Here is a 12,987-nt window from a genome sequence, read left to right on the forward strand (position 1 = left end):
ATTTACCCGTGCACCCGCTTTCAGTCCCGATGTAACCTATAATCCGCATCTGTATGAAAGAACGTCAATCAGAGTGCGTCATTGCGAATGAAATGAAGCAATCTTTTATTAGAGCCGATTGCCACTCCGCCTTAGGCGGATAGCATTGACAGCAGACATGCGGATTTTAGGGTAAATCGGGATTCGACTATAAAATTTCATTTCGTGAACTCATGAAATTTAAGTCTCACGAATAAAATAATTCGTACTAAACCCTTATCTTTCGGCGTTTATGCAAAAAAATTCTTAGGTTTAGCCAAGATTTTTTATCTTTAATACTGCCTATACAAATTTTGAAAACCAATTTGCTATGATGAAATCTTCGAATGAATCAGTCAATATTCGTCAGTTTTTACATGAAAACACTGTTTTCAAACACCTTACACAAAAAGAACTGGAATTGATACCTGTCGATGAGGACCCGGATTTCTATCAACGCAACGAACTTTTATACGAAGAAGGGAGCCGTATCAATGGTTTTTATTGTGTTTTGCGCGGTATTGTTAAGATTTTTAAAACTGGCTTTGACGGAAAAGATATGATTATTCGCTTTGCCAAACCTGGCGATATCATGGGTTTTCGTTCTACCATCACCGGCGAATTGGCCTGTACATCTACCAAGGTGATCGAAGATTCGGCGGTGTGTTACATCCCTGGCGATCTGGTGAAATCGTTTGTGCGCAGCAATGGCGATTTTGCCATGGACCTTCTCGAACTAGCCTGCAAAGAGCTGGGCGAAGCCAACGACTATATTACCGACATTGCCCAAAAAACTGTACGCGAGCGCCTGGCCGAGGTGCTGATACACCTGAAGTGGACTTTTAACCTCGATAGCGATAATTTCCTGCAAATATCTCTTACACGCGAAGAGCTGGCTAACCTGGTGGGCACTGCCACCGAGTCGGTAATTCGCTTGCTCTCCGAATTTAAGCAAGACCGACTCATCGAATTGCATGGCCGGAAAATTAAAATTGTAGACGAGGCCAAGCTGATTAAAATAGGAAACATGCATTATTAATGTATAGTTTTGTTGCGATAATTTTGGTTGACAGTTGGAGTAGAACCATTTGTCTGCTCCTTTAAGCCTAAAAAGTATATGGAATTTAAAGAATTACTTTTGCCTTTCGGTCTTACTTTGTTTGCGGGTTTGGCTACAGGCATTGGAAGCGCCATTGCTTTTTTTGCGAAAACAACCAATACCCGTTTTTTATCCGTAGCCCTTGGCTTTTCGGCAGGTGTAATGATTTATGTGGCCCTTGTGGAAATTTTTCAGAAAGCACGTACTTCGCTCGAATCGGCCTATGGAGAGCCCATGGGGTATTGGATTACAGCACTGGCTTTTTTTGGAGGCATTCTGCTAATTGCTATCATCGATAAAATGGTGCCGAGTTATGAAAACCCCCACGAACTCAAAAAGGTTGAAGATGTTAACAAGCAGAACTTCGATAAAAAAAAGCTGATGCGCCTGGGCCTTTTTTCAGCTCTGGCTATTGGGATTCACAACTTTCCGGAAGGATTGGCCACTTTTATTGCTGCCGTGCACGAACCAGCCTATGGTATAGCCATTGCGGTAGCCATTGCCATTCATAACATTCCTGAAGGGATTGCTGTGTCGGTGCCAGTTTATTATGCTACCGGCGACAAAAAAAAGGCTTTCAGGCTTTCCTTTCTTTCGGGCCTTGCTGAGCCTGTTGGCGCTGCAGTAGGCTACCTGCTTTTACTCCCATTTATGAGTGAGGCCCTCTTTGGAATTTTATTTGCCTCGGTTGCCGGTATCATGGTATTTATTTCGCTCGATGAGCTTTTGCCTGCAGCCCGCGAATATGGACGTCCGCACTGGGCTATTTACGGCCTTATTGCCGGTATGATGATCATGAGTGCCAGCCTGATATTGTTTATTTAAACCCATGAAATATAATTTGAGGTCTTGGTTGCATGTAGCGCTTCAAATTGGCATATTCTTTTATCTGTTTATTACTACTCGTTTTTACTGGCATCTGCTTTCCCTGCTTTTTATGGCAGCTGGTTTTGTACTTGCTGTTTGGGCTATTTACCAGTTTCGAAAAGGTGTTCTTACTGCTTTTCCTGATCCTATGCCCGGGATTTCGCTTATCTTGAGCGGGCCTTACAGTAAAATTCGTCATCCGATGTACAGCTCTCTTTTTATGGGATTGACGGGCTTGCTATTATTGGACTTTAGCTGGTGGCGAATAGTTATTGCTGTTTTTTTTACTGTGAACCAGGTTTTGAAACTTCTTTACGAAGAAAAAATGCTGTTGCAACGAATGCCCGAGTATCAAAAATACATGCAAAACACCTGGCGACTCTTTCCATTTATTTACTAGACTGCCCATGAACCGGGCGTAAATACTTTATTTTTAAATAAATATAGATATTAGTAAAAAAGCATTACCTTTGTGCCGATTTAAAAACCCTTCCATTATTTTAATCCTCACATCAAGTAATTAGAATTATAAATTTGGGTCCCGTTAAAAGTCCGGCGTGGAGTTTTTTCAGGATCTGATTAAACTATTAGTATGACTTTTAACGAAACTGGTTTAAACGAAGCAATTCTTCGTGCTATAGCCGAAATGGGATTTATTAATCCCACACCCATTCAGGAAAAAACAATTCCTCAGATTTTAGAATCGAAAAACGACCTTGTGGCACTTGCCCAAACAGGCACCGGAAAAACCGCTGCCTTTGGTTTGCCGGTATTGCAACTCACCGAAATCGGGAACAAAGATGTTCAGACTCTGGTGCTTTGTCCAACACGCGAATTGGGTCTGCAGATTACAAAAGATCTTCAGAATTTTTCGAAGTATATAAAAGGCTTTAAAGTAGTGCCTGTATATGGCGGTGCAGCCATAGTCAATCAAATCAGAGAGGTGAAAGCCGGCGCCCATGTGGTGGTTGGCACACCGGGGCGTACACTCGATCTTATCAAACGAAAAGTGCTTAAGCTCGAAAATATTCGCTGGCTGATTCTGGACGAAGCCGACGAAATGCTTAATATGGGTTTTAAAGAAGACCTCGATGCCATTTTACAGGGTACACCTGCCAGCAGGCAAACACTCTTATTTTCGGCAACAATGCCAAAAGAAATTGAGCGCATCTCCAAAAACTACATGAAGAATCCCGACCAACTATCGGTAGGTAAACGCAATGCTGGTGCCGATAATGTCAAGCACGAGTATTACATGGTACGGGCAAAAGACCGCTACGAGACTCTTAAGCGGGTGGCCGATATCAATCCAAATATTTACGGTATTGTTTTTTGTCGTACCCGTGCCGAAACCAAAGAAGTAGCCGATAAGCTGATGCAGGATGGTTACAATGCCGATACTCTTCATGGCGATTTAAGCCAGGCACAACGCGATTATGTCATGGGCCGTTTTCGTCAGAAACACCTGCAGATATTGGTAGCTACTGACGTGGCAGCTCGTGGTTTGGATGTGAACGATCTTTCGCATGTAATCAACTATAATCTCCCGGATGATCTGGAAGTATACGTGCACCGCAGCGGTCGCACCGGCCGTGCAGGGAAAAGTGGCATTTCAATTTCCATTGTGCATACCAAGGAAACTGGTCATATTCGCGAGTTGGAACGCATGACCCAAAAGAAATTCGAGCAAAAGCAAGTACCCGATGGACGGGCCATCTGCGAGAAACAACTTTTTCATCTGGTAGATATTGTAGAGAATATTCATGTTGACAATCAACAAATTGAACAATACCTTCCGGTTATTTTTAAGAAACTTGAATGGCTCGATAGGGAAGAACTCATCAAGCATTTTGTTTCGGTAGAGTTTAACCGCTTTTTAGCTTATTATAAAGATGCTCCCGATCTGAATGTAAAAGCGGGCGCCGAAAGAAACGAAATCAGACAGGAAAAGGGCAGCAGGAGCCGAGTTAAATTTGCACGTTTTCACATCAACATTGGTACCAACAACAAAGCCAATGCTTCGTATTTGCTCAACATGATTAACGATGTGGTTCCTGGCGGAAAAATTGAAATCGGGAAAATAGACATTTTACGTAATTTCTCGTTTTTCGAAGCCGATAGCAACCACGAACAAACAATTCTGAAAGCCTTTCAGAATACGTTTATCGAAGATTTACCCATAGTAGTTACCAAATCGAAGGCAGATAAAACTGAAGGTGAATTTCGCGAACGAAACGGTGGTGGCGGAAGGGCAAACTTTCCCGATAAGAATAAGAAACGCAAACGCAAACAATGGTAAAATATATAAAAGGTGCTCACAAGGCACCTTTTTTATTTTATTGGGGGCTGTAATTGGATTAAAAATGAACCATGCTGCTAATATCGAATTCGCTGCCTACATGCTTACGTCCTTTTAAAAAGTCGAGCTCTACAATGTAGTTCAAGTATACTTCTTCGGGTTTAAAATGCATGAGCAATTCGAGGGCGGCCTTTGAAGTGCCTCCTGTGGCAAGTAAATCGTCGTGCAGCAGAATTATTTCTCCGGGTTCAATGGCATCCCGGTGGATTTCGATAGAATCTTCGCCATATTCAAGCATGTAGGATACAGAATATTTTTCAGCCGGTAATTTGCCTTTTTTTCTGATGGGCACAAAACCGGCTCCAAGTCTTGCGGCAAGCGCACCACCTAAAATAAATCCGCGCGACTCGATACCAACTACTTTGGTTATGCCACGCCCCATGTACATTTCCGATATTTCTTCGATTAAAAAGTGAAATATTTCGGGTTGTTTCATTGCAGTAGTGAGGTCTTTAAACTGTATTCCTTTTTTAGGATAATCCGGCACGTTGCGTATTGCGGCCTTCACATGTTCAATGGTAATCATATCTCTTTGTTGATATTCTGAATTTTAGTTCGAATATCAGCAAGATTTTGCGAAATAACAAATTGGGGTAATTACCTTATAATCCCTCAAAAAATCTTGTTTGTGAGCATAATCCACCTGCCTTGTGGCTTATAACTTTTTTGAGCCTTCAGAAATTTCTGGTTTATCTTGCATAAAATATTCTGTTATGGTGCTGAATTATATCTGGATTGGCTTTTTTCTGGTTGCTTTTATGGTAGCTCTTTTGCGGGTGGCCGGATATTACCTGCAGCAGCATGTCGACTGGTTCGGATCGATTGTGTTTGATGCTGCCGACCGCGATGTGTTTGGAGCTATTGTCGATTCAAGCTTTGTAATGGCCGAAAGCAGCGTTAAAATTACCATTTACCTTATCGGTATCATGGCCCTGTGGCTGGGCATTATGAAGATTGGTGAAAAGGGTGGTGCGGTTCAGGTGCTAGCCCGTATTACATCGCCTTTCTTTACACGTATTTTTCCTGAAGTACCAAAGGATCATCCGGCCATGGGCAGTATGCTCATGAACATAACCGCCAATATGCTTGGCCTTGACAATGCAGCCACACCACTTGGTTTAAAAGCCATGAACGAGTTGCAACAACTCAACAAACAACCCGATACTGCCTCGAATGCGCAGATTATGTTTTTGGTGTTGAATGCTTCAGGGCTCACTATTATTCCTGTAAGCATTATGGGCTTACGTGCTGCAGCTAATGCGGCCAATCCGGCCGATGTATTTTTACCTATTTTAATGGCTACTTTTGTTTCCACTCTTGTGGGTTTGGTTTTAGTTTCATTGATACAACGCATTAACCTCTTTCACAAAATTGTGTTAGCCTATTTGGGCGGTACAGCATTATTTATCGCTTCCTTGTTTTTTCTGCTTGCTCACCTCGATAAAAGTCAGATAGAAATAGTTTCGCGCTTTGCGGGCAGCTTTATCATTTTTTCCATCATTATCTTTTTCTTTTTATTGGCCATTCGGAAAAAAATTAACCTGTACGAGGTTTTTATCGAAGGTGCACGTGAGGGTTTTGAGGTGGCTGTTAAAATAATTCCTTATTTGGTGGCCATGCTCTTTGCCATTGGTGTTTTCAGAGCCTCTGGCACGCTCGACTGGATTGTGGGTGGGTTCCAATACTTCTTTGCTGCTATGGGTTTCGATACGCGGTTTGTACCTGCCTTGCCCACTGCGCTAATGAAACCCCTGAGCGGAAGCGGTGCCCGGGGTATGATGGTGGAAACAATGCAAAACTACGGTGCCGATTCTTTTGCCGGTCGATTGTCGTCGATCTTTCAGGGTAGTACCGAAACTACCTTTTATATTATTGCCGTGTATTTTGGATCGGTAAACATTCGTAAAACCCGCTATGCTGTTACAGCCGGGCTTGTTGCTGACCTGGCTGGTGTGATTGCAGCCATATTTGTGGCCTATCTGTTCTTCGGAAATTAGGAGAGAAAAATTTTAACAGGGGATTTATGGAATTCATATAGTCGCTGCATCTGTACTGTAAATATTAATCGCATACATTATGAAACGAGCATGATTCGTTAAACACAAACAAGGATGAATTGAAAATCGACGTAGTCAAAATTCATCATGTGTGTTCCATTCAACCTTATTAATAAATTATTCACAAATGAAAAACTTATTTTTACTATTGGTTCTTACTGCTTATAGTTTAGGCACTTGGGCCAACAATCCCTCTAAAATAAACCAGGTAATTGTTTACCAGCAGGGTGCTAAAATCACAAGCGAAGCAAACGTTAAACTCCTCGCAGGCAATAACGAAATAATCATCAGCAACCTTCCGGTTGGCATGGATCCGAATAGTATCCAGGTGAAGGTAAGTGGTTCTGCAATTCTTTTGTCGGCCAGTGTTCGAACGCGCTTACTCGAAAATAAAGAATTACCAATACGCACCAAACAAATCGAAGATTCCATTATAGCCATCGACAATGAAGTGCTTTGGCTAAAAAGCGAAAAGGCAGTGTACGAAGGAGAAGAAAAAATAATTCTGGCCAACCAGAAACTCGGAAACGAGCAACAAAAAATGCAGGTAGAAGAATTAGTGAAACTCTCGGAATTTTTTCGCACCCGCCTTCTGGATATTCACCAGAAAAACTTTAACATCGACAAAAAAGTCGACCAACTCATGCTTATGCGCTTACTTCTGTCCCAAAAACTGGATGAACTCCGGAATTCTGAAAAAAAATCGGTTGGTGAATTGGTAATTAATATTAGCTCGAAAGAAGCTGTTAGCCAGAAATTATTCTTTAATTATCTGATTTACGATGCCGGGTGGACACCTCTTTACGATGTAAGGGCCGAAGGTACAAACAAACCCATGCAACTGATTTACAAGGCTAATGTTTACCAGTCCAGTGGCATCGATTGGAGCGGTGTGCAACTCACAATATCTACAGGTAACCCTACTGCAAGTAAGGATAGACCAGTATTGTATCCCTGGTTTATCGACTTTGTACATTCCTGGAATTATTCCGATGAATATTCTGCAGATAAAAGGTCAGTTGCTGCTCAAAACCTTTATCAGGGTGCTATGCCCGCCGAAGTTGTTTCGGAGGATGTAGAAGAATCTGCACCAGTACCCTATCTTGTGCAGGAAACTAACAACCGAATGTCGGCAGAATATCGTATCGACATTGCCCAGGACATACCTTCCGATGGCAACAACCATCTGGTGGCCATTCAGGCCTACGAGCTAAACTCAAATTATGTATACCATGCGGTGCCGAAACTCGATCCGGGAGCATTTTTATTGGCAAAAGTGGCCGACTATGGAAAATTCAACCTTTTACCAGGTCCTTCAAACCTCTTTTTAGAGGGTATGTACATGGGACAATCGTACCTCAATCCGGTTACTACAGTAGATTCCATGCTCCTCTCGTTGGGTCAAGACGATAAAATCTCCATCAAGCGCACTCAATTGCAGGATTTTACTTCGAAACAACAAATAGCCGGTACAATAAAAGAGTCTCGAGGCTTTGAGATTTCGGTACGCAATAACAATACTTTTGCCATCGACATCGAGGTGCTTGATCAGATGCCTATCTCGAAATCGAAAGAAATAGAAGTAAAAGCAGAAGATATTGGTGGAGCGATTTACGATTCAAACTACGGATCGGTACTCTGGAAATTGAACCTTAAACCAGGTGAAACAAAGATTATCAGGTTTGCCTATTCGGTCAAATATCCGAAAGATAAAAACATCGATATTTTGTAATTAAGTAGGGAAAAAAACAAAAAAAGCATGGTGATATCGCCATGCTTTTGTATGCTCTTATTGCATTAGCTATTAGGACCGATATGGAAATACAATCCGAAATTAATTACCTGGTTGTACCATGCCCCTTCGCTGTAGGGCGAACCTGAGTAAGTGGCGCGCACCGGAAACAGTGAATAGTTCCATCGGAGGTTTAAATCGAAGCGTTGGAAAAACCGGTAATTGATACCAAATAGAATGGCTGTTTCAAAGGAATTAGGACCTTCTCCTTCATCCCATTCAAACCAGGCTCCATCGAAGTATTGTGCCTTGTACAAATAGTTAAAAGAGAGCCCGCCTTCAAGTTTAAGGTTTTTCGCAGCTTCGTAGGTGCCCATAATAGGAACATCGATGTAGTTAAGCCTTATTTTTGCCGGATAATTTGGATGCTTGCTGCCCGGGGCTGAACCTTTTGGGGAGTATTTTATTTCGAGCTGTGCTCCGAATTTGTCCTGAAGGTCGGTATTTACAAATGCCCCGGCAAGAATTCCGCCTTTAAAAAATCCCACCCAGGTGTCGCCATCGATTTGTGAAGCATTCATACCAACCAAAATTCCTCCCTGAAAGCGCTGTGCTGAGGCTGTTACTGATAGCATGAACAATACCGGGAGAAGAAGGTGTCTAAGTTTCATGGGAAATTTTTTAGGTGATTAGGTTGATAATTCAAAGCTACGATTTTGTTGAATCACTATGTTTTATTTTAAATTTTCTTCTCAGAGTCTTTCTACTGGTTATTCCGAGTGTTTCATATAGGTCTGTAATTTCTCTGTCAATACCTTCACACCTTTTCCTGCCGGTTCTTTAATGTATTCTATCTTTCGGCCAGAAGGGGTATTCACCTCGTTGGGGTCGATCACAAAAACCGGAGCATTTGAAGGAGCATACTGCACCAGCGAAGCTGCAGGATACACCACCAAAGAGGAGCCAATTACCACAAAAATGTCTGCTTGAGAAGCAATACGGCAGGCTTCATCCATGGCGGGTACTGCCTCTCCAAACCAAACTATGTCCGGGCGAAGCTGAAATCCTTTTTCGCAGTTATCGCCTTTATTTATAGACTTGTAACCAATGTCGTAAACCAGGTTTTCGTCGCCTATGCTGCGTACCCTGGTTAAAATGCCATGCAGGTGCAGCACTTTTTTGCTTCCTGCCTGCTCGTGAAGGTTGTCGACATTCTGTGTAATAATGTGCACATCGAAATATTTTTCCAACTCAACAAGTCCGAGATGACCTTCATTCGGATGGGCATCTTTTAATTGGGCACGTCGTTCGTTGTAAAATTTTAATACCAGCTCCATGTCGCGGTTCCATCCCTGAGGGCTTGCCACCTCCATCACATCGTAATTCTCCCAGAGGCCTCCCATATCGCGAAAGGTTTTAAGGCCGCTTTCGGCACTCATTCCTGCACCACTAAGTATTACAAGCTTTTGCATTGAATTTCGTTTCATGTAAAAATAAGTCAAATCAGTGAGACTATAATTTTAGAAATCCTGAGAATTAGTGATGAACTAAAATTATCAAGTCGAACTGATCCCGATGCGAAGCAATCGGGAACTATAGGTCATATTGGCTTTGCCGAGCTTTTCCATTGTAAATAGGTATCGAAAAATATTAGGGGATATTTCGGGTAAAGCTGCAGTTATGATAAGTTAAGGTATCTTTTCGTATTTTTAGGCCCTTAAATCTATTTCATGATAAATCGCGAAACCGTTGATCGAATTTTTGCCACTGCCGATATTGTTGAGGTAATCAGCGATTTTGTGAAACTTAAAAAATCGGGCACTAACTACAAGGGACTAAGTCCTTTTTCGAGCGAGAAAACACCCTCGTTTTTTGTAAGCCCTTCGAAAGGAATTTTTAAATGTTTTAGTTCCGGATTGGGTGGCAATTCGGTCAAGTTTTTAATGGAGCACGAAAGGCTTTCGTACCCCGAAGCGCTTAAATACCTCGCGAAAAAATACAACATCGAGATTGTTGAAAAGGAACTTACTTCGGAGGATGTAAAGGAACGAAACGAGCGTGAAAGCCTATTGGCTGCTACTGATTTTGCCCGCAATCAGTTTACCGAATGGCTTTGGAAGCGCGACGAAGGAAAAGCCATCGGGTTGGCTTATTTTAAGGAACGTGGATTTAGGGAAAGTACCATCGAAAAATTTCAGCTGGGCTATTCGCTCGAAGCCCGCGATGCCTTTACCAATCTTGCACTTGAAAAAGGATACAAGCTCGAATACCTCCTAAAAACAGGTTTGTCGATCGAAAAAAATAATTACCGTTTCGACCGGTTTTCGGGCCGTGTAATTTTTCCAATACATAGTTTATCTGGGCAGGTTGTTGGTTTCGGCGGACGTGTACTCAAGAAAGACGAAAAAACAGCCAAGTACCTCAATTCGCCCGAATCGGAAATATACCATAAAAGTCACCTGCTTTATGGTTTGTATTATGCCCGCCAAGCCATTATCAAACACGACAGTTGTTTTTTGGTCGAGGGTTATACCGATGTCATCAGTCTGCACCAGGCAGGTATCGAAAACGTAGTAGCCTCGTCGGGTACTGCCCTTAGCGCCGAGCAGATAAGGCTGATTAAACGGTTTACAAAAAACATAACAGTGCTTTACGATGGCGATGAGGCGGGCATCAAGGCCTCTTTGCGGGGTATCGACCTCATACTCGAAGAAGGCATGAACGTTAAAGTACTGCTCTTGCCCGAAGGCGAAGATCCCGATTCCTTTGCCCGCTCCCATAGCCATACCGAGTTTTTTGAGTTTATCGAAAAGAACGAAAGCGATTTTATTCGCTTTAAAACCCGTTTATTGATAAAGGATGCTGAGAACGATCCGATTAAACGGGCACGACTTATCAGCGAAATTGTAAAGACCATTGCCGTGATCCCCGATTCCATAGTGCGCAGCGTGTATTTGCGTGAGTGCAGCAAACTTATGGATATCGAGGAGAAAATTCTTTACGACGAAACTTATAAAATTCGCCGCACTAAATACCAGGAACAGGAAAGACGGTACAAACCCACCCAACCCCAAAATGCTTCTGTTCAGCAATCGGGCGAGATTGTACTTAACCTGGGTCATGAGTTTAAGCATGAGTACGACATTATGCGAGTATTGCTGAATTTCGGAAACAGCGAACTACTGATTGGTGAAGAATCAGTGAGCGTGGCACAATACGTGGTGAATGAACTTCGTGAAGACAGCCTCGAATTTCTTCATCCGGTTTATCGGCGAATTTTCGAAACAATAACCGGCTGGGTCGACCGCAAAATGCGCATCGATAACAATTACCTGGTAATGAACGAAGACATCGAAATTACCTCGACCGCCGTTGAAATGATGACTACCAGCTACGATGAGCAGATGAGTGTACTATGGAGCAAGCACGATGTAAAGCTGGAAACGGAAGAGATGAAACTAAAAAGTATCGTGCCGGAATTAGTGACTTCCTTTAAAAATAAAAAACTCCATCTCCTGCTTTCCGAAACACAAGACGAAATTCAGAGTGCCCAGGACAGGCACGACCGGGAATCGATTGAATTATTAATGCAAAAATTTACCTTGCTTAACGAGCTAAAGAAAAGCATTAGTAAAGAGTTGGGCGATAGGATTATTTTATAGGCTTCCTGCAACCGCGGTTCGGCTAAAGCAAGCCTTTTCGCGATATTCCTATGTTTTTTTCTTCGAGGTGTTCGCCTTCGGGTTCAATGTGAATGGCCACATCAAATACATCAGGAATTTCTTTTTTTAGCAGGTTTTCTGCACAATGCGAAATACGGTGTGCTTCTGCAAGGGTCATCTGCCCATCCATTTCGATGTCGATATTGATATTCTTTTTTGGTCCTATTTTTCTGATTCGCAAGCGATGCGGGTTTTTAACTCCTTCGATGGAATCGAGCAGCTGAAAGACTTTCTCATAAATTTCCTTGTCCACATTGCCATCCATCAATTCAACATTGGTTTGTAAGAATATTCGTATAGCTACCCACAAAATCCAAAGACTTACCAAAAGCGCTGCGATTGGATCTAACATGGGCAATTGAAACACATGGGTGAAAATTAATCCGACTAATACCGAAAAGGAGATGAGTACATCGCTTTGCATGTTTTTAGCAGTGGCCAGTAACATGCCACTGTTCACTTTTTTACCCATATATCGCTGATAGAAGGCCAGCAGAAATTTACCTGCAATTGAAAAGCAAAGCACATAAATGGCAAAGGTTTCGGGAAGTGCATCGCTGGTGCCTGAAAGCAGTTTTTTTATCGAGACTATAGCCAGTTGCATACCAGCAATGAAAATAATAAAGGCCAGCAAATTGGTGGCATTGGTTTCGGCTTTGGCAAAACCATAAGGAAATTTGAGGCTGGGAGGTTTGGAGAGGAGTGTAGCGATGTAAAGTATAAGTGTTGCCGATACCACATCGCCCGCTGAATCAATGCCATCGGCTAGCACCGACATACTGCCTGACCAGAAACCTGTAGTAATTTTTGCAAGTGCAAGCAGGGTATTACCCCCTATGCCTATCCACGAGGCAGTTTGTATGGCTTTTATTCTTTTTTTTTCGTCCATGATAATTTTTTGGGGAATGTAGGAATTCAAAAAACTTTTCGAAAATACAAACTATCTATGGAATTCAATCAAAGAGAGAAATGTATATATTTGCAAAATTAGTTGGGCATTTAGCTCAGTTGGTTTAGAGCACTACCTTGACAGGGTAGGGGTCACTGGTTCGAATCCAGTAATGCCCACAACTCTTTTACATCTTATTCTTTTATCGAAAAAATCCCGGCAATTTTTTATTGTCGGGATTACT

General features: G+C 42.3%; 11 protein-coding genes and 1 tRNA gene. 8 read left to right on the plus strand and 4 right to left on the minus strand.

What is annotated here, in order from left to right; all coding sequences use genetic code 11:
- Positions 1-349 precede the first annotated feature (349 nt).
- The 4 genes from IPM71_08275 to IPM71_08290 all read left to right on the plus strand — a co-directional run bounded on the left by IPM71_08275 (position 350) and on the right by IPM71_08290 (position 4,283).
- Positions 350-1,057, plus strand: a complete 708-nt coding sequence (locus IPM71_08275) for a Crp/Fnr family transcriptional regulator (protein ID QQS52716.1) — start codon at positions 350-352, stop codon at positions 1,055-1,057.
- A 78-nt stretch (positions 1,058-1,135) separates the two neighbouring features.
- On the plus strand, positions 1,136-1,942 hold the full coding sequence (zupT, locus tag IPM71_08280; GenBank protein ID QQS52717.1) for a zinc transporter ZupT: 807 nt from the start codon (positions 1,136-1,138) through the stop codon (positions 1,940-1,942).
- A 4-nt stretch (positions 1,943-1,946) separates the two neighbouring features.
- Positions 1,947-2,384 (plus strand): isoprenylcysteine carboxylmethyltransferase family protein, encoded by a 438-nt coding sequence (locus IPM71_08285; GenBank protein ID QQS52718.1) that lies wholly within the window; start codon positions 1,947-1,949, stop codon positions 2,382-2,384.
- Positions 2,385-2,576: 192 nt separating this feature from the next.
- Positions 2,577-4,283 (plus strand): DEAD/DEAH box helicase, encoded by a 1,707-nt coding sequence (locus tag IPM71_08290; GenBank protein QQS52719.1) that lies wholly within the window; start codon positions 2,577-2,579, stop codon positions 4,281-4,283.
- 58 nt (positions 4,284-4,341) lie between these two features.
- On the opposite strand, the gene IPM71_08295 is transcribed toward IPM71_08290, so the two are convergent.
- The gene (locus IPM71_08295; GenBank protein ID QQS52720.1) at positions 4,342-4,869 is read right to left on the minus strand and encodes an adenine phosphoribosyltransferase; all 528 of its coding nucleotides are present in this window, start codon (positions 4,867-4,869) and stop codon (positions 4,342-4,344) included.
- A gap of 187 nt (positions 4,870-5,056) precedes the next feature.
- Here IPM71_08295 and IPM71_08300 point away from each other — a divergent pair, with 187 nt between their 5' ends.
- Both IPM71_08300 and IPM71_08305 read left to right on the plus strand, forming a co-directional pair.
- On the plus strand, positions 5,057-6,340 hold the full coding sequence (locus tag IPM71_08300; GenBank protein ID QQS52721.1) for a spore maturation protein: 1,284 nt from the start codon (positions 5,057-5,059) through the stop codon (positions 6,338-6,340).
- Between the two features lie 187 nt (positions 6,341-6,527).
- Positions 6,528-8,132: a DUF4139 domain-containing protein gene (locus tag IPM71_08305; GenBank protein ID QQS52722.1), complete on the plus strand. Its 1,605-nt coding sequence runs from the start codon at positions 6,528-6,530 to the stop codon at positions 8,130-8,132.
- Between the two features lie 65 nt (positions 8,133-8,197).
- Here IPM71_08305 and IPM71_08310 read toward each other — a convergent pair whose 3' ends face one another.
- Positions 8,198-8,803: a PorT family protein gene (locus IPM71_08310; GenBank protein ID QQS52723.1), complete on the minus strand. Its 606-nt coding sequence runs from the start codon at positions 8,801-8,803 to the stop codon at positions 8,198-8,200.
- A 99-nt stretch (positions 8,804-8,902) separates the two neighbouring features.
- Positions 8,903-9,604, minus strand: coding sequence for an NAD-dependent deacylase (locus tag IPM71_08315; protein ID QQS52724.1), 702 nt, complete (start codon positions 9,602-9,604; stop codon positions 8,903-8,905).
- A 258-nt stretch (positions 9,605-9,862) separates the two neighbouring features.
- Here IPM71_08315 and IPM71_08320 point away from each other — a divergent pair, with 258 nt between their 5' ends.
- On the plus strand, positions 9,863-11,794 hold the full coding sequence (locus IPM71_08320; GenBank protein QQS52725.1) for a DNA primase: 1,932 nt from the start codon (positions 9,863-9,865) through the stop codon (positions 11,792-11,794).
- 22 nt (positions 11,795-11,816) lie between these two features.
- Here the strand turns inward: IPM71_08320 and IPM71_08325 are convergent, their stop codons facing one another.
- Positions 11,817-12,743 (minus strand): cation transporter, encoded by a 927-nt coding sequence (locus tag IPM71_08325; GenBank protein QQS52726.1) that lies wholly within the window; start codon positions 12,741-12,743, stop codon positions 11,817-11,819.
- A 104-nt stretch (positions 12,744-12,847) separates the two neighbouring features.
- Here IPM71_08325 and IPM71_08330 point away from each other — a divergent pair.
- Positions 12,848-12,922, plus strand: a tRNA-Val gene (locus tag IPM71_08330).
- The last annotated feature ends 65 nt before the right edge of the window (positions 12,923-12,987 follow it).

Source organism: Bacteroidota bacterium (genome assembly GCA_016699695.1).
Taxonomy (GTDB): domain Bacteria; phylum Bacteroidota; class Bacteroidia; order Bacteroidales; family UBA10428; genus UBA10428.